At 56.2% G+C, this 20,661-nt stretch carries 14 protein-coding genes and 3 pseudogenes; 6 read left to right on the forward strand and 11 right to left on the reverse strand.

Translation table 11 applies throughout. The features are described from left to right. Positions 1 to 59 precede the first annotated feature (59 nt). A pseudogene (melA, locus tag PSQ19_RS09370) lies at positions 60 to 1,515 on the forward strand (alpha-galactosidase). An 84-nt stretch (positions 1,516 to 1,599) separates the two neighbouring features. Further along, positions 1,600 to 3,144 carry a tryptophan 7-halogenase gene (locus PSQ19_RS09375; RefSeq protein ID WP_282220560.1) on the forward strand — a complete coding sequence of 515 codons (1,545 nt, stop codon included), beginning with the start codon at positions 1,600 to 1,602 and terminating at the stop codon, positions 3,142 to 3,144. Positions 3,145 to 3,211: 67 nt separating this feature from the next. Here PSQ19_RS09375 and melA (PSQ19_RS09380) read toward each other — a convergent pair whose 3' ends face one another. The 6 genes and pseudogenes from melA (PSQ19_RS09380) to PSQ19_RS09405 all read right to left on the reverse strand — a co-directional run bounded on the left by melA (PSQ19_RS09380) (position 3,212) and on the right by PSQ19_RS09405 (position 11,319). Beyond that, a complete protein-coding gene (gene melA / locus PSQ19_RS09380; protein WP_282220561.1) occupies positions 3,212 to 4,579 on the reverse strand; it encodes an alpha-glucosidase/alpha-galactosidase in 1,368 nt (455 codons plus the stop codon). An 18-nt stretch (positions 4,580 to 4,597) separates the two neighbouring features. Further along, positions 4,598 to 6,259 carry an ABC transporter ATP-binding protein gene (locus tag PSQ19_RS09385; RefSeq protein ID WP_282220562.1) on the reverse strand — a complete coding sequence of 554 codons (1,662 nt, stop codon included), beginning with the start codon at positions 6,257 to 6,259 and terminating at the stop codon, positions 4,598 to 4,600. A gap of 15 nt (positions 6,260 to 6,274) precedes the next feature. Further along, positions 6,275 to 7,412: pseudogene (locus PSQ19_RS09390) on the reverse strand (ABC transporter permease). A 49-nt stretch (positions 7,413 to 7,461) separates the two neighbouring features. Further along, entirely contained in the window at positions 7,462 to 8,478 is a 1,017-nt protein-coding gene (locus PSQ19_RS09395) for an ABC transporter permease (protein WP_282220563.1), read from the reverse strand. Positions 8,479 to 8,551: 73 nt separating this feature from the next. After that, positions 8,552 to 10,639, reverse strand: coding sequence for an ABC transporter substrate-binding protein (locus tag PSQ19_RS09400; protein WP_282220564.1), 2,088 nt, complete (start codon positions 10,637 to 10,639; stop codon positions 8,552 to 8,554). Between the two features lie 290 nt (positions 10,640 to 10,929). After that, positions 10,930 to 11,319, reverse strand: a complete 390-nt coding sequence (locus PSQ19_RS09405; RefSeq protein WP_282220565.1) for a hypothetical protein — start codon at positions 11,317 to 11,319, stop codon at positions 10,930 to 10,932. A 1-nt stretch (position 11,320) separates the two neighbouring features. Between PSQ19_RS09405 and PSQ19_RS09410 the strand changes: the two genes are divergently transcribed. After that, complete coding sequence (locus PSQ19_RS09410; protein ID WP_282220566.1) at positions 11,321 to 11,731, forward strand: helix-turn-helix domain-containing protein; 411 nt, start codon at positions 11,321 to 11,323, stop codon at positions 11,729 to 11,731. A 203-nt stretch (positions 11,732 to 11,934) separates the two neighbouring features. Beyond that, positions 11,935 to 12,885: a ring-cleaving dioxygenase gene (locus PSQ19_RS09415; RefSeq protein ID WP_282220567.1), complete on the forward strand. Its 951-nt coding sequence runs from the start codon at positions 11,935 to 11,937 to the stop codon at positions 12,883 to 12,885. Between the two features lie 45 nt (positions 12,886 to 12,930). On the opposite strand, the gene PSQ19_RS09420 is transcribed toward PSQ19_RS09415, so the two are convergent. The 5 genes and pseudogenes from PSQ19_RS09420 to mnmA form a co-directional block, all read right to left on the reverse strand. After that, the gene (locus PSQ19_RS09420) at positions 12,931 to 13,578 is read right to left on the reverse strand and encodes a ThuA domain-containing protein (protein WP_282220568.1); all 648 of its coding nucleotides are present in this window, start codon (positions 13,576 to 13,578) and stop codon (positions 12,931 to 12,933) included. A 27-nt stretch (positions 13,579 to 13,605) separates the two neighbouring features. After that, positions 13,606 to 14,614, reverse strand: a pseudogene (locus PSQ19_RS09425) (hydroxyacid dehydrogenase). Between the two features lie 206 nt (positions 14,615 to 14,820). Beyond that, on the reverse strand, positions 14,821 to 16,632 hold the full coding sequence (locus tag PSQ19_RS09430) for a vWA domain-containing protein (protein ID WP_282220569.1): 1,812 nt from the start codon (positions 16,630 to 16,632) through the stop codon (positions 14,821 to 14,823). Between the two features lie 215 nt (positions 16,633 to 16,847). Beyond that, entirely contained in the window at positions 16,848 to 17,411 is a 564-nt protein-coding gene (locus PSQ19_RS09435) for an RNA polymerase sigma factor (RefSeq protein ID WP_407649126.1), read from the reverse strand. A gap of 393 nt (positions 17,412 to 17,804) precedes the next feature. Then, positions 17,805 to 18,953 (reverse strand): tRNA 2-thiouridine(34) synthase MnmA, encoded by a 1,149-nt coding sequence (gene mnmA, locus PSQ19_RS09440; protein WP_328517763.1) that lies wholly within the window; start codon positions 18,951 to 18,953, stop codon positions 17,805 to 17,807. 228 nt (positions 18,954 to 19,181) lie between these two features. Between mnmA and PSQ19_RS09445 the strand changes: the two genes are divergently transcribed. Both PSQ19_RS09445 and PSQ19_RS09450 read left to right on the forward strand, forming a co-directional pair. Next, positions 19,182 to 20,039 (forward strand): hypothetical protein, encoded by an 858-nt coding sequence (locus tag PSQ19_RS09445; RefSeq protein WP_282220570.1) that lies wholly within the window; start codon positions 19,182 to 19,184, stop codon positions 20,037 to 20,039. 178 nt (positions 20,040 to 20,217) lie between these two features. Then, positions 20,218 to 20,661: a flagellar hook-length control protein FliK gene (locus PSQ19_RS09450; protein ID WP_282220571.1), complete on the forward strand. Its 444-nt coding sequence runs from the start codon at positions 20,218 to 20,220 to the stop codon at positions 20,659 to 20,661.

Here is a 20,661-nt window from a genome sequence, read left to right on the forward strand (position 1 = left end):
CGCTCGGCTACACATGGAGTAGCAATATCGGGGCACGGCCCGCAGATCGGAGGATTACCATGTCGTTCAAGGTTGCCATTATTGGAGCCGGTTCGGTCGGCTTTACGAAAACCCTTATTTCAGACCTGCTAAAAGTGCCCGAATTTGGCACCGTTGAATTCGCCTTGACTGACATCAACCCGCACAATTTGGATATGATCCGGCAGATCATCGCCAAGATCATCGACGTTAACCAGCTGTCGGCCAAAGTGACCGCCACAACGGACCGGCGGGAGGCGCTGACCGGCGCACGCTACATCATGAGCCTGCGTACGCGTCGGCGGCTTGGAAGCCTTTGCGTCCGACATATCGGTACCGCTCAAGTATGGCGTTGATCAATGTGTTGGCGATACGCTGTGTGCCGGCGGCATTCTGTACGGCCAGCGCAACATCCCGGCGATCCTCGACTTTTGCAAAGACATCCGGGAAGTGGCCGAGCCTGGCGCGGTTTTCCTCAACTATGCCAATCCCATGGCCATGAACACCTGGGCCGCCAATGCCTATGGCGGCGTTCAGACCATTGGCCTGTGTCATGGCGTTCAGCACGGTGCTGACCAGATCGCCCGTGCCTTGGGTGTCGAAGACAGCGAACTGGATTATGTATGCTCAGGCATCAACCATCAGACCTGGTACATCGACATCCGCGCCAACGGTCGCAAGATCGAAAAAGACGAGCTGGTTGCCGCTTTTGAGGCCCATCCTACATACTCCAAGCAGGAAAAGGTGCGCATCGATGTGCTCAAGCGCTTTGGCGTCTATTCGACCGAAAGCAACGGCCATCTTTCCGAATATTTGCCTTGGTACCGCAAGCGCCCAGAGGAAATAAACAAATGGATCGACATGTCTTCATGGATCCATGGCGAGACCGGCGGCTATCTGCGCTACTCCACCGAGCGGCGCAATTGGTTTGAAACCGACTTTCCAATGTTCCTCGAACAGGCCGCCAAACCGCTGAGCGAGCACAAGCGTACCAGTGAACACGCCTCCTATATTGTCGAGGCTATGGAACTCGGTCGTACCTACCGTGGCCATTTCAACGTTCGCAATAATGGCATCATTACCAACCTGCCTGACGACGCCATCATAGAAAGTCCCGGCTTCGTTGATCGTTTCGGCCTCAACATGGTCGAAGGTATAACCCTGCCGCTGGCCTGTGCTGCGACCTGTTCAGCGTCGATCTCGGTGCAGCGCATGTCAGTGGAAGCGGCGATGACTGGCGATATCGACCTGCTCAAACTTGCGGTTCTGCACGACCCACTGGTTGGTGCCATCTGCACCCCGGACGAAGTCTGGCAAATGGTTGATGAATTGGTGGTTACGCAGGCCCAGTGGCTGCCCCAATATGCCGACGCTGTGCCAGCGGCCAAAGCTCGACTGGCCAATGCCACGGTAAAAACCAGTGACTGGCAGGGTGCCGCGCGCAAGCGGGTGCGCTCGGTTGAGGAATTGCGCGAGGTAACCGGCGGTCACCACTAGTTTCGTCAAATTCCCGGCTCCACGCTGGCGCCCCTTGTGGGGCGCCTCACTTGCCCTTAAAGTGCGCTATGGAGTGCCTAACGCATGGAAAAACCGAGTCATTTCATAATCGTTGGTGGCGGCACCGCTGGCTGGTTGGCGGCGTTCATCCTGCAAGATACCGCCACGCGGCAAAAACTCAACGCGCGCTTCTCGGTGGTCGAGATCCTCGAAAATTCCTACTGTTGGCGTCGGCGAGTCTACCACCGCCGCCTTCCGCATTTTCCTCAAGCATTTCAAGGCTCGATGAGTTCGCCTTCCTGCGCGAAACGCGGGCCACGATCAAGGCTCGGTATTCGTCATCAGGACTGGCGCCGCAAGGGCCATAGCTATTTTGGCCCCATAGACGATCCGCATCAGGTCGTAGCAGCGCCCGAAGGTTCTCCATCGGACTATCTCAATGTTTTTAGCGTTGCCGCCGGTCGTCCGGTTCAGGACACCCATTTGTTCGAGCATTTGCTGCGGGCCAACAAGGCCCCCTATGCGCCAAAGCCCGATGGCTCGCTGATTGCGTTGGGTCCTTTTCACTATGCCTATCAGTTCGATCAGGCACTGGTTGGCCAATATCTCAAGCGGCAAGCCAAAGGCATTGAGATGGCCGACGCCATTGTCACCGAAATATCGCGCAACCCCGAAACCGGCGATATTGTTTCGCTGGAATTGGACAATGGCCAAAGCCTGGAAGGCGACTTTTTTATTGATGCCACCGGCTTTCGCAAACGCTTGATCCTCAAGGAAATGCAGGCGCAATGGATAGGTTTCGGCGATGCCCTGCCCGTCAACCGGGCGTTGCCGTTCTGGCTGCCAATCCCGAAAGACGAGGCTATCCCCAATCATACATTAGCCTGGGCCCAGAATAATGGCTGGATGTGGAAGATCCCGACCCAGGATCGCTATGGCTGCGGCTATGTTTTTTCCGACGATTTTATCAGCGCCGACGATGCAAAAGCGGAAATCGAAGCCAGCCTCGGTCACGAGATCGAAGTGCGCCGAGACATCAAAATTGACGCCGGGCGGCTTGAAAATGTCTGGATCGGCAATTGCCTGGCAGTCGGGCTGAGTTCGAGTTTTCTGGAACCCCTCGAATCCACATCAATTCACGGCACTATCGTGCAAATGATGTTGTTTGCGCAGCACTTTCTGCGTGCCCCCGACGCCATGACCCAAGCCCATCGCACCGACTACAATACTCGTATCGCGCGGCAGGTCGACGACTTCCGCACTTTCGTCAATTTGCACTATGTAACAGAGCGCGACGACACCCCGTTCTGGCGCGATGTTGCCGCCAATCGCATTCACGACGAAACCCGGCAACGGCTCGAGCACTGGAAACGCGCCATGCCTCGGCACGAGCATTTCGCCCCGTTTCTCGGTGGGCTCCCGCATGTTGAATCCCAGTTGCATTATCCGGTGTTGGACGGTTTGGGGCTATTGGATCAAAACCTAGCTCGTCAGGAAATGGCCAATGTGCCAAAGCTGCGCAACTTCGCCCGCCAGACGGTCGATAGTCTGACCCGCGAATATCGCGCCGCCGCTAACGCAGCCCTGCCGCACTCAGCATTTTACGACCTGATCGACACCACCAACTGATCGACCAAACAAATGACCCCGACACAGTGTATCGGGGTCATTCAAAGCGAAGATAAACAGCGTTCGATCAGGCGACGCGCTGTTTTTTCTTTCCATGGGTCCAGTCCGGCAACCACGTTCCGTGCGTCTCGATCAGATCATCAACAAGATTCCATATCTGTTCGAGATCGAGTTCTGCCGCCGTATGCGGATCCATCATGGCAGCGTGATAAATATGCTCCCGGTTCTCCGTCATGATCGCCTTGACCGTCAATTCCTGCACATTGATGTTGGTGCGCATCAGCGCCGTCAATTGGGGCGGCAACTCGCCGATATAGGTTGGCTGCAGTCCGTTGTGGTCAACCAGGCAAGGAACCTCCACTGCGGCATTGCTCGGCAGCGAGGTGATCACGCCCTTGTTGACGACATTCCCATAAATAACCGTTGGCTCGCCGGTCCAGATAGCGTTGGCAATTTCGGATGCATATTCCTTGGATTGAGCCACCTCGATCCGGTCCGCCTTGGAATAGTCGCCGTAGAGTTTTTCCCATTTGGCGATCTGTTCAACGCACCGGCGCGGATATTCGTCCAGCGGAATACCGAATTTTTCTATGATGTCCTCGCGCCCCTCCTTGATGAAATAGGGCGTGTACTCGGCAAAATGTTCCGAACTTTCGGTGACAAAGTAGCCAAGACGCGTCAGCATCTCATAGCGCACCTTGTTGGGGCAGCGCGGATTCGAGCTAGCTTTGGGAAAGCGGCCTTCGCGATACCCCCTGAGCAGATCCGGATAGAGATCACGGTAGGAGCCATCGGGTTGGCGATGCTCGAATTTCAGGTAAAACGCCATATGGTTGATACCCGCGGAGCGATAGCGGATTTCGCTATAGGGTATATCCAGATCATGGGCCAGTTCCATGGCCGTCCCCTGCACCGAGTGGCAGAGGCCGACCTGTTTGATCGTTGGATATTTTTCAGCAATCGCCCATGTGTTGATCGCCATCGGATTAACATATTGCAGCATGGTGGCATCCGGGCAGACTTGCAGCATGTCCTCGCAGATGCTCCATAGATGCGGCACCGTGCGTAGGCCGCGCATGATACCGCCAACGCCCAGCGTATCTGCAATTGTGTGGTTGAGCTTGTACTTTTTGGGCACGTCGAAATCGACCATGGTCGAGGGCTTGAACCCACCGATCTGGAAACAGACCAGAACGAAATGGGCACCATCTAGTGCTTCGCGCTGATTGGAATGGGTCGAAACCGTTGCCGGCACATCAAGGGTTGAAATCATCTTACGCACGATGGTTTCACTCTCGGCAAGCCGAACCGGATTGATGTCCATCAGGGACACATGTGTACCCTTGAGCGCCGGGCGCTGCAAAATATCGCCAACGATATTTTTCATGAAGACGGCCGAGCCGGCGCCGATAACGGTTAGTTTAGGCTGTGACATGGAAAACTCTCCAAAATGCTATGCAGCAATTTCAAATGCAGCGCGCACCAGACGCGCCGTATAGTCGGTCTGGGGATTGACCAGAACCTCGTTGACCGGCCCCTGCTCGACGATCTTGCCGTTCTGCATCACCAGCACTCGGTGACACAGTGCCCGCACCACCTTGAGGTCATGCGAAATGAACAGATAGCTGAGGCCTTTTTCGTCCTGAAGTTTGCGCAACAGGTCGATAATCTGTGCCTGCACCGACAGATCAAGTGCAGAAGTAGGTTCGTCAAGCAGGATGAACTCCGGCTCCATCGCAACCGCGCGGGCGATGGCGATGCGCTGGCGTTGCCCGCCAGAAAATTCATGCGGAAAGCGCTGCAATATCGTGCTCGGCAATCCTGAGTCCTCAAGCGCTTGTCGCACCCGATCCAGTCGCTCGCGCCCATTGGCACCAATATTGTTGACGATCAGGCCCTCTTCGATGATCTGCCGGATCGACATGCGCGGATTGAGCGACGCAAACGGGTCCTGAAACACGATCTGCATCCGGCTGCGTAGCGGTCGCATGCCTTGGCGGTTCCTGTTGTGGATCGGTTCCCCGTCAAAATATATTTCGCCACCCTGATTGGAAATCAGCCGGATCATCGCCTGCCCGAACGTGGTCTTTCCCGACCCGCTTTCGCCTACAATGCCAAGCGTTTCGTGGCGCTGCAATTTGAGGCTCAGTCTATCAACGGCTACAAGTTCGAAAAAGTCGGGCTTGAAGAACCCGCCGCGCTTGAGCGTGAAGGAAACCTTGACGTCCTTGCCCTCTAGCATCGTCTCGCGCATATCACCGAGAGGATTGGCGACCCCCTTGGGCTCGGACGCCAGCAGGTGCCGTGTGTAGGAATGCTGCGGATTTTCAAACAGTGTCTCGGTCGCATTGTGCTCCTGCACCGCACCATTTTGCATGACATAAACGTAGTCGGAAAACTGCCGGACGATGGTCAGATCATGGGTGATCAGGATCACTGCCATGCCATATTTGGATTTGAGATCCTTGATCAGATTGAGGATCTGCGCCTGAACCGTCACATCGAGCGCCGTCGTTGGCTCGTCGGCAATGAGAACATCCGGTCGATTGGCCAGCGCCATGGCAATCATCACACGCTGACGCTGCCCGCCTGACATCTGGTGTGGATATTGCCGCAGCCGCGCGCCCGGCTCGGGAATCTGGACCTCCTCAAGCAGAGCCTCGGCTCGCTCCATGGCTTCCTTGCGGCTGATCTTGTTGTGTAGATGCAAAATCTCGCAAAGCTGCTGACCAATCGTATATACCGGATTGAGCGAACTCATAGGCTCTTGAAAGATCATCGATAGATCATTGCCACGCAGCTTGCGCATGGCCTTGTCGCTCATTGCCACAATGTCTTTGCCGCTGAGCGTGACCTTGGTCTGAGGCGCAATCGTTGCACGCTTCGTCAACAATTTCATCAGCGTGCGCGCCGTTACGGATTTGCCCGAACCACTCTCGCCTACCAGCGCGATGGTTTCTCCCTTGTGCAGCTGAAACGAGACATCTCGTACAGCGTGGACAATTCCACCCTCAACCTTGAAATCCACCGCCACATGGCGCGCATCAAGGATCAACTCACGACCGTGTTCGCCAAGGTCGAGGCGCTCTTCGGGAGCAAATGGCGTTGGTGACATGGCTTGGACTCCTGCTCAATAGGGGTCAATGGCATCGCGCAAACCGTCGCCCAATGCGTTGAACGCAAACACGGTGATCAGCACGAAAACGACTGGCGTCAATATCCAGGGGTAGGACCCGATCACCGAGAATGTCCCGGTGTCCTGAAGCATCAGTCCCCATGAGATCAGCGGTGGCTTAACCGCAAAGCCCAGAAACCCTAGAAAACTCTCTAGCAGCACCACGGAAGGTACTGCCAACGTTACCGCAACAATAACATGGCTTAGCACATTGGGCAGGATGTGACGGGTAATAATACGCAGGTCGCTAGACCCAACGGCAATCGCTGCGCGCACATATTCGATCCGCGCCAACGACAGGGTTTTCGAGCGCACCTCCCGGCTCAACTGCGCCCAGCCCAATACAGCCATCACCCCGATGACAAAAGCCAGGAACACATTGGAGGGCGCGGTCACCGGTATCAGCGTGGTCAGCGCCAGATAGAGCGGCAAATGCGGAAAGGCTAGTACCAGTTCAACAAACCGTTGCGTCCACGCATCTATCCGCCCGCCCAGATAGCCTGAGGTGATCCCCACCATGGTGCCAACGGTGGTCGTCAACGTCACCACAATCAGGGCAATCATCAACGAAATGCGGGATCCTATTATACCGCGCGACAGGATGTCCCGTCCAAACTTGTCGGTACCCAACAGATGGAACGGTCGACCGTCAACCGCGCCGAAAAAGTGAATATTGGAGGGAATAAACCAAAGCGCGTGATAGCGAAATCCCTTGACGAAAAAACCCAGCTGGGTCGGATTGGCAAGATCCGGACCCGTCAGCGGCTGGAACGTGATTGGATCAAATTCGCCTGTCTCAACAATTGGATATACATACGGAAACACCGAAAATCCGCCATCTGGCGCGAAGAAGGTGATCAGAATCGGGTGGCGCAAATCCAATATCGGGTAGCTTTGGGTCCATTGGCGCGAAGAAGTCGGCAAAAACCGAAATAAACAATAAGGATCCGACCAGAACCAGGCCAATCATGCCCATTACGGAGCGTCGAAAGCGCCGCCATACCAGTGTCATGTAGCCTTCATTGCCGAGCGCAAACCGACCGGAACTGCCTACTGCATCAGTTTCGTGGACGTCCTCGGCCGCAGTTGGCACAGGCCCTCCCACATCAGGCGGCAGCGGAATCGAGGAACCGATGTGATCTTTACTCATGGGCAGTGTTCCCCCCAATTCTTACCCGCGGATCGACGACGGCTAACAACAGGTCCGCAATGATGTTGCCAATGATCAGCGTCGTGGCAAGGACCAGAACGAAGGTCGCAGTAACCCAAACGTCACCCACCGCCATAGAGCCTACGATCGCGGGACCGACGGTGGCCAGACCAAAGACAATGGCCACTTCGATTTCGCCGGTCAGCATGTAAGGCAGCACCACCCCCTGATAAGCGATCAGCGGATGTAGGGCATTAGGCACGGCGTGCTTGAGAATGACGGCACTTTCGGGCAGACCCTTGGCGCGTGCGGTTTCGACATATTGAGCGTTGAGCACATCGAGTAGATTGGCACGCATCACCCGCATATTGTAGGCTAGGCCGCCAAAGGTGGCGATGAAGATCACCGGCCAGATATGATGCAGCAGGTCAACAAACTTGGCCCAGGACCAAGGCTGTCCGCCAAAGCGCACCGAATTGAAACTGCCAATTTCCTGAACCCCTATTCGGAAGACCAGAACATACAAAATGATGATCGCCAGCAGAAATCGAGGGATGGTCATGCCCAGAAACGAGATGAACCCAAACAGGGTATCGACCCAGGAATATTGCCGCGTCGCCGCTACAACACCCAGTGTAATGCCAATGATTGATGCCAGGAGATGACAGGTTAGTGCCAAATAAATGGTGCGTGGCAATCGCTCGGCCACTACATCGCCCACCGGCTTGTTGAAATAGAGCGATTGTCCGAAATCGAACCGGGTTACAATGCCCACCATCCAGTTCACATATTGGACAGGCAGCGGGTCATTGAGACCGTTGGCCTCACGGTACGCCTCAGCCTGCGCTTCGGCCTGTTCTGCAGTGGCACCGCCCTGGTTCATCAGCATTGAGCGAATGTAGTCGCCATAATCGCCTGGCGGTGCCTGGATCACGGCAAATGTCACAATGCTCAAAACAAACAATATCGGAATAGCTGAGAGTATGCGCGAGATGAGAAAACGTACCATCTGCTGTCAGGCCTTGTTTCGATTTTTGAAGGCGGGGGCAACGCCCCCGCCGAGGATCATTTGACTGCAGCGGTTAGCTGACCGGTCCGTTACCAATTCCAGGTGCACCCGGTAGTGTCTGTGGGAACAGTTCAAAATCGGACTGCTTGTCCTTAGGCACAAAAACCCGCTCGCGGATGATATTGTCTTCGGCCCAGTTGAACATGAAGATTGGAGTGCCCGCCGGAATATTGGCGAAACGCTTGTTGATGATCAACGCGCCCGGATATTGGGTAAGCCCGATGCCATTGACGTTCTCGGTGTAAAGCTTCTGATACTGCTTCATCAGCCCGATCCGCTCTTCCGAATCGTTCGTCGCGATGAACTTATTCACCACATCAACCATCTCCTGCTCCCATGGCAGCAGGTCGAGCGTGTCATCCGCACCGGCACGGTGATGCCAGCTGATACGCGGGCCCGTCGGCGCCAGTGCCACCGTGTTCTTGACCACAGTGATCAATTCGGACTGATTGCGTCGGATCGTCCAGTCAAACTTGCCCGACTGTTCCGTCGCATCGCGCTGCGTACCAGCCAAGGTGTTGGGAATGACCCGAAGACCAAGCCGTTCCATCTGTGCCACCACGCCTTCGACGAGGTTTTTATCAGTCGCATAGTCCGAGTTAGCAAGAAGTGTGATTTCGACGTCACCACCACCAGCTGTGCCGGCAGGGAAGTTGACTAAACCATTGCCATCAGTGTCCTCAAGACCGGCGGCCTTCAGATGTTCTTTGGCAGTTTCCAGCGAGAACGGATAATAGACCGTCGAATCCTTGTCATAGTAGGTGGTGCCGGCATAAAGCCCACCGGGATAGATCGCGGTAAATGGCCCCTTGACCAGCGCTTCACCCAATGACTGCCGATCAATGGCGGAGGTCACGGCCTGACGGAAATCAAGATTTCGATTCAACTCACGAACGGCTTGACCTCGCTCATCCGGCTCACCCCAGCCATTGGCCGAGAGATTTGGATAGAGCGTATAGCCGATGGTGCGCGCACCAAATGCCAGACGAGCCGGCGCGGACGGGTCTGCCGAACGCTTGAGCGCTTCGACATAGCTTTCTGCCTGCTCGAGATTGGAGAAATCGCCCGTACCTGCGACCGCCTGTACGTCGCGGTCTGCCCAAGTCGAAAGGCGATATTCCAGTTCGTCAAGATAGGGTAATTGATTGCCCTGATCGTCAACCTTCCAGTAATAGGGATTGCGGCGCAAGACGATGATATCGTCGGGCCGATATGTTACCGGCGCCCAGGCACCCATCGTCGGCATGCTCATATATTCGGGCGGGAACGCGTTCTTGAACTGCTCATAGGTGTTGTCGGAATATTTTGGATGTTGGGGCTTGAGCAGGTGAGCCGGTCCTGGACAGAAGGTGCCATAGGCCATCTGATACAGATATTGTTCAGGCCGAACGTCCTTGAATGTCCATTTGATGGTGTAGTCATCAAGTGCTTCGAGCGTAGTGCCTTCACCAAAGGTTTCAGGCGTTGCGCCGTTCAGCGGGGTGACATTGGGGTCCAGAACTTCGTCGTTCCAATAAAACATCACATCGTCAGAGGTGAATGGTTCGCCGTCAGACCATTTAGCCCCCTCGATCAGGTGCATGGTCAACTCATGACCATCCTCGGACCAATCCCAGCTCTTGGCTAGATTCGGCATTGGTGCCAGTTCGTCTGCCTTGACCTCAAACAGCGGGCCAGTTCGGGTCAGACATTCCGAAAGACCGATATCAATACCGCCCCAACCTTGCGATTGACCAGCTGAATAGTTCCAGCCTTCTGGACGCCCGCCAATAACGTGACGCATCACGTCGCCATAGACGCCAATACCATCGGCCATATTGGACGCCTTATAGACTAAAGGCTCCTTGGGGAGGCGTTCAGCAACCGGCGGCAGTTTGCCGGTATCGACAAACTTCTCGGTAACCCACGAAGGCTCGTGATATTCTGGCAGTGCCTTGAATTCCTGGATGTCGCTGATCCCGACAAAATTCGGCGTGCCTTGCGCGGCGAATGTCGGTGGATCGGGCGGCGTGGTTGGCGCAACGGTCTGGGCTTGGGTGGCGATCAACGAAACGCCTAGCAACAGACTTGCCCCGCCAAGGGCAATGGCGTGTTTACTCATGGTTCCTCCTTTGCTCCGGGCTGGCCGCAAGCGCTCGTTCAATGAGGCGCTTCCTCCCGGCCGGATTGGCCCGTGCTTAATAAAAGTTACGCCTTGCACACCAAAGTGCAATCCGGTTATCTAAAGACTTATTCCGGTATCTAAAGAAAGTTGCAACGTGACCAACGACGCCGCAAGCCGACGAAACGAAAGCCAGCTACGATTTGGCGCCGCGCCAAAACCCACGCCACGTGCCGATCGACGGTTTTACGGTGCCAACCGCGCGTTTGGTCGCTTCGGCATCCGTTCGTTCACGCCTCAATTGATGGCCGCTCCACACCGTCATGGCCATATCGAGACTCAACTGGCTTACTGAAGGCGAAATGGAATATGATTTCGACGGCCAACGCGTCAGCGTGCCCACCAAACGGTTGTTGGCGTTCTGGGCGGGCCTGCCCCACCAGACCATCCGTTTGGATGAGGTCGCGATCGAGCAGGGCCGACAGATCAACATCTATCTGCCAGTGGACGTATTTCTGCTCATGCCCCAACTCGGTCGATTGCCCGAAACCATGATGGGGGGTGGCCTGATTTGTTTGGAACCCGATTCCGTCAGCCTTGATATGCTTAGTCGCTGGCATCAGGACTACCGCAGCGGCAGGGCCCTGCGCACCGACATTGCCAAGGCTCGAAATTGCCACGATGTTCCGCCGCGCGGCGCTCACTGGCTGGGAAGTTCTCCTACCCGCCTGGATCGAGGCCCCGGGCGAACGGCATCGCACCGCCACACCGGTGCGCTACGTCGTTGCCATGGTCCGGCACATTGTTGAAAATCTTGGCGAACCGCTCGATGCCAAGTCTATTGCCGCCGTAGTCGGCCTGCACCCCAATTACGCCCTCAACCTGTTTACGAAGGTCATGCAGATCTCCGTACAAAAATTCGTGGTTCGGATGCGCCTGATCTGGGCGCGTAGCCTTATGATGGACGGCAACCTGTCCATCGCTAACATCGCCTACCAGTGTGGCTTTACCTCATTGACCCAGTTCTACGAGCATTTTCGCAAGGCATATGGCACAACGCCTCGCGAACTTCGGCGCGACGTGGTGGCCTAGTAAGCAATTCACTCGCCACGATTACGAGCTGCAAGCCCACGGGCATCATAGTCGTCGCCAGCTGGAGAACGACCACTACTAACCGTTCGCCTTATTACAACAGTTTGTCGTCCTTTGCCCACTCGTCGTCCCTGTGCCGCCCACCTATTTTCACCTCATGCACCAACGGCGTCAACAGCTGCGCCACCAAACGGAGTAAAGCCATGACACTTAATCTCAAGGGAATTCATCATCTCACCGCCGTAACCGCTCGGCCAGTAGCGAACTTGAAATTTTACACCAAAACGCTGGGCATGCGGCTTATAAAAAAGACCGTCAATCAGGACGAGACCACCGCATACCATCTGTTTTACGGCGATGGTGTTGCTTCCCCTGGTGCCGACCTGACCTTCTTCGACTTCGATACGGCGCGCGAACGGCGCGGCAACAATGCCGTAACCCGTACAGGCCTGCGGGTCGACAGCGAGGAGTCGCTCAAGTGGTGGAAAGATCACCTTCAGAACAATAATGTTGGCACCAGCGCGATCAAGGAACGAGCCGGACACCAGTCGCTCGATTTCGAGGACGCCGAAGGACAGCGCTTCCGCATGGTGATTGACACAGCCAACACGGTCAAGCCGTGGGCCAACAGCCCGATTCCGGTAGAGCGTCAAATCATCGGGCTTGGTCCCATCACCATAACCGTTCCACGGCTCGACCGGACCGAAGCCGTACTCACCGAGGTGATGAATATGCGCAAAATACGCACTCACACAGCAACAAGCACCACCGGGGAGACCCATGTATTTGAAATGGGCGAAGGTGGTCCATCGGCTGAATTGCATGTTGCAGTAGATCCAACAATGCCAGTAACGCGTCCAGGCGCAGGCGGCGTGCATCATGTCGCCTTCCGAACCGAAAACAAGGATACACTTCGCCAATGGGTGCGACGGGTTGGTGAACTTGGTCTGCCCTCGAGTGGCGAGGTAGAGCGCTACTATTTCACTTCGCTCTATTTCCGCGAACCCAATGGAGTGCTGTTTGAAATCGCCACCGACGGACCCGGATTTGCGACCGACGAGCCACTGGAAAGCCTGGGCGAAACCCTGTCGCTGCCGCCATTCCTTGAAGCGCGTCGCAGCAGCATCGAAGCCAACCTGAAGCCGTTGGTTTAAGAGAGCTACAGGAGAAGAGTGTCAACATCGCCCCTTCTCCTGTCACTATGAACGCGCCGCCCACAGCAGCCCGCGCTGCAATATCGTGCGAACCTGCGGGAGAGCCAATTCATCAGCCCTGTGCCCGAGCGACGAATAGAACACCCGCCCCTCGCCGTGCCGGGTGGTGAAAACCACCGGCATGGTCACATTCTTGCGCCATGGATGCACCTCACCCGAAAATACCGTTGTCGCAAGCACTTCAACCGCCGGATCAAAGTTCAAATAATATTGCTCGGAGACATGCTCGAAACTGTCGATACCCGCCATGATTTCATGCTCGGGCGCGACGTTTTCGACTCGGTAGGGAATTATGCCGCCCGGGTGCGATACCCAGTAACAACTGGCGGCATATCGAAATGGCACGCTGTCGCGAAAGCTGGTAGCCAGGCCCATGTGAAAACCGGCAAGGCCGGTGCCCGCTTGCACCGCGGCCACCAGATTGGCCATTCTTGATTTCTCCAACTGACCATCCGTGATGACCGGTACAATCAGGTCATGTTGGCCGACATCATCAGCGCCCAATGCACGATAGTCGTCAGTAACTGTGGCGCGAAAATCGCATTCCTCCAGCAATTTTGCCGTAACTTCGGCGCTTCGCTTGGGCGTGTGAAGTTCCATCCCGCCAAAAACAATCAGCGCTGACTTGCTCATACTTTTTCCTCTCGCGTCACCCAACCGTCAGGCCATTCGATCAAGTGTTGCCAAGGCCACAGCATGCTGAAGTGGCAATCCGGCGATAAAACGCTCGATCTCGTCCACCATGGAGACGCCCAAGCGTGACCGCTCGACACCCACCGCTCCGGCAATGTGCGGCGTCAGAAAAATATTAGGCAGGCTATGAAGCATAGAATTTTTGGCGGCGATCTCCGGCTCAGTCACATCGATAACTGCATGCAGCCGTCCGCTGGTCAGTTCGGTAATTAGCGCTGTTTCATCGACAAGTGCGCCGCGCGCGGTGTTGATCAAGGTTGTGCCATCACCCATCCGTGCCAGGCTCCGCTGGGCCGATCATGTGCCGGGTAGTCGGCAGGCTGGGCGCATGCAGCGATACGATGTCGGATCGCTCAAGTAACGCATCAAGCGCCACGATTTCGCAGCTTTGGCCGATCGGGTCTATGCTATCAATATAAGGATCGAATATCAGGACGGTATAGTCAAACGCCCGCAACAGATTGGCAACCTTACGTCCGATGCGTGATGCGCCGACCAGTCCTATGGTGCGCTTGTAGTTGCCGATCGGCTGATCCATCAGCGCCCGACTGCTGCCACGGTCGGGATCGCGACGATATAGGTCGCGAAACTCGAACACGCGTTTATTGGCGAACAGGATGGCGGCAAGTGTAAATTCGGCTACGGGCGTCGCATTGGCGTCCACCGCACTAGTGACTGCGACGCCCGCCGCAAATACCGCCGGATCGAGCAACGGTTTGATCGTACCCGCCGCATGGGCAACAAGTTGCAAACGTGGGGTCATTGCCAATACATCGGAGTCAATGCGCGGGCAGCCCCAGCCGGTCATTAATATATTGGCCTCGCGGAGAATTTGCCGAGAAGCTGGCGTCGCAAAATCCTCGATATAATCGCCCGATACAATATCGCAAAGTCGACCAAGCCGATTCATCGCCTGATCGTCGAGGACAAATTTGGTGCCGGCCCGCGCCATCGCGAATGCCAATTTTGGCCGCATATCAACTCTCTCCCAACGTGGACCAAACCGCCAAAATGTTGCAAACCATAACAATATCGATGTCGCGTCAGTTCTGGCCGTTATGTGCACTTTTGTCCGCATGCGGTGTCGTACGACTGCCCCAACCAAGGCTGGGGCAGTACATTAGCGGACGCTAGCGGGTGGGGGCGCATCTGGTAGCAGAACCGACGCGATACCGACAAGATTTACGAATTCCGCCCGATAGCCGTCCGGATCGCCCCGCGCCCCGATTGCGACAGCGACCTGATCGCGTCCCAATCCATCGCACCATATTGCGAACCCTTGAGTTTTTGTCCAAATGCCGCAACCGACGCGGCGAACCGCATCTCGGTGGGTGCGTCTTCTATCGTGTCATATACAAGGTCCGGTGTAATCGACTGCTCAATCAATTGGCTTACCTGTTCACCCGGCAATTTGTATCGCATCTTGAGAAATCCGATTTCATCGCTGGTATTCGCAGATGGTGCCTGTTCGTTCTCGTAACGTAGCGGATCAACCAGCCCACCACCGGATCCAGCCGGAGTTATTTCATAAAGCGCCGTTACTGTATGCCCGGCGCCGATGTCGCCAGCATCCACCGCGTCATTGTTGAAATCCTCGCGATTGAGTGCCCGTGTTTCATAGCCAATCAAACGGTACTCGGATACCATGGCGGGATTGAACTCAACCTGGATCTTAACGTCCTGCGCTATGGTCTGGAGCGTCCCACCAACCTCGCTGACCAAAACTTTGCGTGCTTCCTTGAAGTTCGAAATGTAGCTGGCATTGCCGTTGCCGTTCTGCGCCAGCGCCTGCATTGTTGCATCATCAAGGTTGCCCCGACCAAAACCAAGCACCGACAGCGAAATGCCACTTTGCCGTTGGGTTTTGATAAAATCTTCCAGATCGTCCGGATCGCTGATCCCGACATTAAAGTCTCCATCCGTCGCCAAAATGACGCGATTGGTACCATCGGTCAGCTTGTGCTCCTCAGCCAATTGATAAGCCAGTTCAATGCCATCAGCGCCAGCCGTGCTGCCGCCTGCCGCCAACCGATCGAGCGAGGCCAGAATAGTGCTCTTTTCGCCAGCGGATGTAGGCTCAAGTGCGACGCCAGCCGAACCGGCATATGTTACAATGGCGACAGTGTCATCGGACGACAATTGATCGAGCAGCAGCCCGAACGCGCGTTTGAGCAACGGCAGCTTGTCGGGCGCATCCATTGATCCCGACGTGTCGATCAGGAATACCAGATTGGCCGCACTTTTCGACGTCGCAGGCGGCACATAGCCCTTGATACCGATCTGTACGATCTGGTTCTTCGCACTCCATGGCGCCGGATAGATCCCAATGCTGGGCTTGAACGGCATCGCCGCGCTTTCGGGAGCGGCATAATCATAGGGAAAGTAATTCAGCATTTCCTCGATCCGCACCGCATCGGGCGGCGGGACCATACCGTCTTCGAGCATGCGGCGGACATATGAGTAGGAGGCGGTATCCACATCTATTGAAAAGGTCGAAACCGGATCGGTACTCACCAGTTTGACCGGAGACTCATCAAATGAGGCAAAGCTGTCACCACTCAATTGTGTGGGTGCCACAGCGCCTCCATACACTGCAACTGACCCCGACGGCGCGGCAACCACCGTGTTACTGAACCCCATTGACTCAGCTGCGGATGGCTTTGCCAACTCCACGGCCGGCGCTGCCATATCATTCATCGCACCGCTATCAGCGGCCATCTTGCGAGCTTGGCGTGGTTCGCTGCTGACGACTGCCTCTGCGGGTGCTGGGGTCGGCGTCGCCGTTGGCGTTGGCTCAGTCTTGGCACGAGCATCCTGTTCCTGCAGCCGCGATATTGCGGGCGCCTCCGACTCTGGCGCCGGCGCACCCGTAGTGCGCGCGCCAACCGGTTCGTCCTTTGGCGGCGTCAGAGCGGTGCTTGAATACAACTGGTAGCCAAGGGGGGCCAATATGAGCGCCAGTGCGGCGGCGCCTACCGTAATACGCAGATCCATGATCGAAATTCCCTTCAAGGAAGTGATTATGGACCTAAGACGCTGCGCCACAGGATTTCCTTGGAGCGGCGCAGAATTTTTTCTGACTCTTGCTTTTGGGCAGCCGAAAACGCCGCCGCGCCGGACGCTAAAGGCTCGCTGACGTGCCGCTGCCGAGGGCTCGGGGATATCGACCCTTCGCAAGGCGTCGAGCTTGTCGTTGTGGTTATCCTGGCTCATAACAGCCCCTTGAGCGTCTTGCGGGCCTCATGGACATACCAGGAGACCGTGGCCTCACGACATGCCATTATCCTGGCCGCAGCGGCATGACTTAATTCCTCGGCATAAACCAGCAGTACGGCATCACGCTGGTTTTCAGGCAGGGTTCGCACCGCCTTCCAGAGTTGACTGGCGGTCGCCGACGCCTCCTGATCCGGCGGTGTCTGATGCGCGCTGACCTGCGCCAACGCATCCACATGCCGTACGCGTCTCGCTCGTGCCCGCTGTAAATCCCGCACGCTGTTGAGCACAACCCGATAGAGCCAGCTGGAAAACCGCGCTCGCCCGTCAAACGAGCCAATGGCACTACCAAGTTTTACGCATACATCCTGTGTCACGTCCTCCGCATCCGCCTTGTCGCCGCACCATTTGTAAGCGGTTCGATAGATCTGGTCATAATGGTGGGCAAGAATTTGGCCAAATGCATCGGCCTCCCCGGCTTGGGCGCGCCGAACCAGATCATCAATCAGCGCCTCATTTGAGATCGCTTCGGGCTTTTCTATCGGTCCAGCCTCGTCCAAATTTGATCCCCAGGCCGTCAACATGGTCAGCTATTGTTCTCAGATCATGATCACACGCGACCGCAAACTGGCAATCGTAACTTTAGGACGTCCGCGGCCAAACTATCCTTGGAAAAAATGTGCCGAATGCGGAATTTGTCGCATCCCCGCCTGTTGCACTATGATGCAATTGGCGTCATCTGGTGGCTTGGGGCCGGCGCTGAGCCGGCGTCAAGGGAGTCACACTATGTCCAACAGGCAGTCCAACAACAAACTGCAAGGCTCGAATTTTTCTGTCAGTTTTGGGCCTGTTAGCACTTGTGATGATCGGTTCAACAATCATCGCCAGCTTCCGTACCTGGCAGGACAACGATCAATATGACGCAGAAATTGCCGCCAAGAAGGCTATTGAAACTAGCCAGCCAGCGCCATCGGCACCGCCTCAGCAATAAAGCCGCCGCCCCACACTTCTGATGTCGGTGTATCATCGGCATAAAACACGCACGCCTGCCCGGGCGATACCCCATATTCGCCCTCGACGAGCGTAACATAGACACCATTCTCGCGCATCTGGATGACCGCTGGTTGCGGACTTCGCGTTGAACGCACCTTGACTTCAACCGGCACACCATTTCCGGCCGCCATCGCTTCCAGTTGCTGTGGTCCCAACCAATTGACGTCACGCAAGCGCACGGTCTGTGTCTTCAGCGCCTCGCGAGGCCCGACAATCACACGACTGTCCCTATGCTCAAGCTTGACCACGTAAAGTGGATCGCTAGCGGCAATGCCCAGCCCCCGACGCTGCCCAACTGTGTAATTGACAATGCCCTCATGGGTGCCGAGCACGCGCCCGTCCATGTGCACTATCTCACCCTGCTGAATCGCCTCGGGATGCATTTTGCGAATAATGTCGGCATATTTACCTTGTGGCACAAAACAAATGTCCTGGCTGTCATGCTTTTCAGCAATCTCAAGACCCATGTCACGCGCCAATTCGCGCACCTCGGCCTTGCTCAGACCTCCAAGCGGAAAGCGTAAATACGCCAACTGCTCTTGGGTCGTCGCAAACAGGAAGTAGGTCTGGTCCCGCTCGGCATCAACTGGGCGGAACAGTTGGCGCTGGCCATCCTCACCCAACCGGCTTTGTACATAGTGCCCGGTGGCCAGCGCATCAGCACCAAGATCTTGCGCCACTGCCATCAAGTCTACAAACTTGACCGACTGGTTGCAGGCAATGCACGGCACCGGGGTCTCCCCCTGCTGATAGGCGTTGGCAAATGGGGTGATCACCGCATTCTTGAAGCGCTGCTCATAGTCGAGAACATAGTGTGGAATATCCAACGCTGCTGCAACCCGGCGCGCGTCATGAATATCCTGTCCAGCGCAACAGGCGCCCTTGCGATGGGTGGCCTCACCGTGATCATAGAGTTGCAGGGTAACGCCGAGCACATCATAGCCCTGACGGGCCAGCACACCGGCAACAACAGAGGAATCAACGCCACCGGACATCGCGACAACAACACGCGTATCTTCGGGGCGCTTGGCAATATCAAGCGAGTTCAACATTTCTCTCTTCCGGTTGGGTTCAAGGGCCAGCGGAACCGCGCTTTTACGCCAGCCGGTCAGTCAGGGCAAGCACCCGATCGCCCGGCAGCTTTTGCCGCCTGAGAATGAATTCAGGCCAAATGTGCCCGCACGCCGCATTTGTAGTCGAGGTATGAAATTACGTATACCATTGTTTTTACACAACAAATATATTCTTACGCTAGTTGGCAAGGCTCCTTGCTTGGTATGGCGTGGATCATTTCAGCCAAAGGGCCATCCGTGTCGCAGGTCAATTCCACCTACAATATATCAACGGCAAGGCAGTCCGGCGCCACACTGGATCGCACCGTCGCGGCTGCGAGCGACATGGTAGACAAATTTGCGGCCTTATTGCCGCCACCGGACCGAGGCGAGGCACCATCGCCCAAAAGCGCATCAGCCGCGACAACACAACCCGACGCGCATGACAAACGCCCGGACGCAAATCCGACCGCCGCTTCGATTGAGGCACCAAAGCCAATTGAAAACAACGCCCCACCCGACGCCGATCTAACGCGCTTGATTGATGACCTGAGCGATTTGCGCGCGACCCTGGACAAAGGCGACACACCAACGCCCGAACAACTCGATGCCATTGCCAAGGCGCTCGAGAAATTGGCGGACAAGTTCGGATTGTCGTTGGACAACCCACTAAACGCCGAACAACTTGCGGCTTTGACGACCCAAGCGCTGCCTGCTGATGCGACCCTGTCCGATCAACTCGCCAAGGTTTTGGCCCCTATCACACAATCACTTGGCGATGGAAAAGGTCAGACTCAAGCGCTCGGCGCCAAACTGGCGGCATTTCTCAGTGACCTTGGTGCGGCCAAAGCGATGCCCGGTGTTTTGCCAGAACTTGACGCGACGACAACAACCAGGCTCGACCCGGCACTGGCAGACGCCTTGACCCGGCTCCTCAAGCCAACATCGGGGCACGACGCGCCCGCGACAGTCCTCGCTACGCCAAACCTGAAGGCTCACCCAATCAACGCTGAGCGGAAAATCCGCCGATGCAGCCAGTTCGACAGCGAGCAGCACACCCGCGGCGACGCCCCATGCAAATAGCGCTGATACCAGGACCGATGGCGGAGAGACGGGCACGGACCACAAGAAGTCGCACGAGGCAATTGGCGTCGGTAGCAAATCTGCTCCCACAGACGGCAAGTCCGATCCGACGACCAATACTAACCAGATCGGTGCCCAGCCGCCGGCGCGTCAGGATGCGCCAGCAACGGCGCGACTTGTGCCAACGGTTTATCAAACCAATCAACAGCAGATCAATCTGCCCCAGATTGCCTTTGAAATGGTACGACAGGTCCAGCATGGCAATTCGCGCTTCCAGATCCGCCTCGACCCTGCCGAGTTGGGACGCGTTGATGTGCGGCTTGATATCGACAAGGGCGGCGCCGTCAACGCGCGCCTGATCGTTGATAAAGCCGAAACACTCGATCTGATGCAGCGGGATCAGCGTGCCCTGCAGCAGGCCTTGCAACAGGCCGGTCTGGATTCGAGCAAAACCACCCTTGAGTTCTCGTTGCGCCAGAATAATTCCGGTCAACAGCAAAACCAACAATCGGGCGACGCCACGCCTGTGTTCAGCACAGAAGCGCCCGACGAACTGCAGGCGCCGAGTGTCAAACTATTCCGTGGCAGTCTGTCTGCCAGCGGCATCAACATTTTCGCTTAG

Source organism: Devosia algicola (genome assembly GCF_028816455.1).
GTDB classification, from domain to species: Bacteria; Pseudomonadota; Alphaproteobacteria; order Rhizobiales; family Devosiaceae; genus Devosia; species Devosia algicola.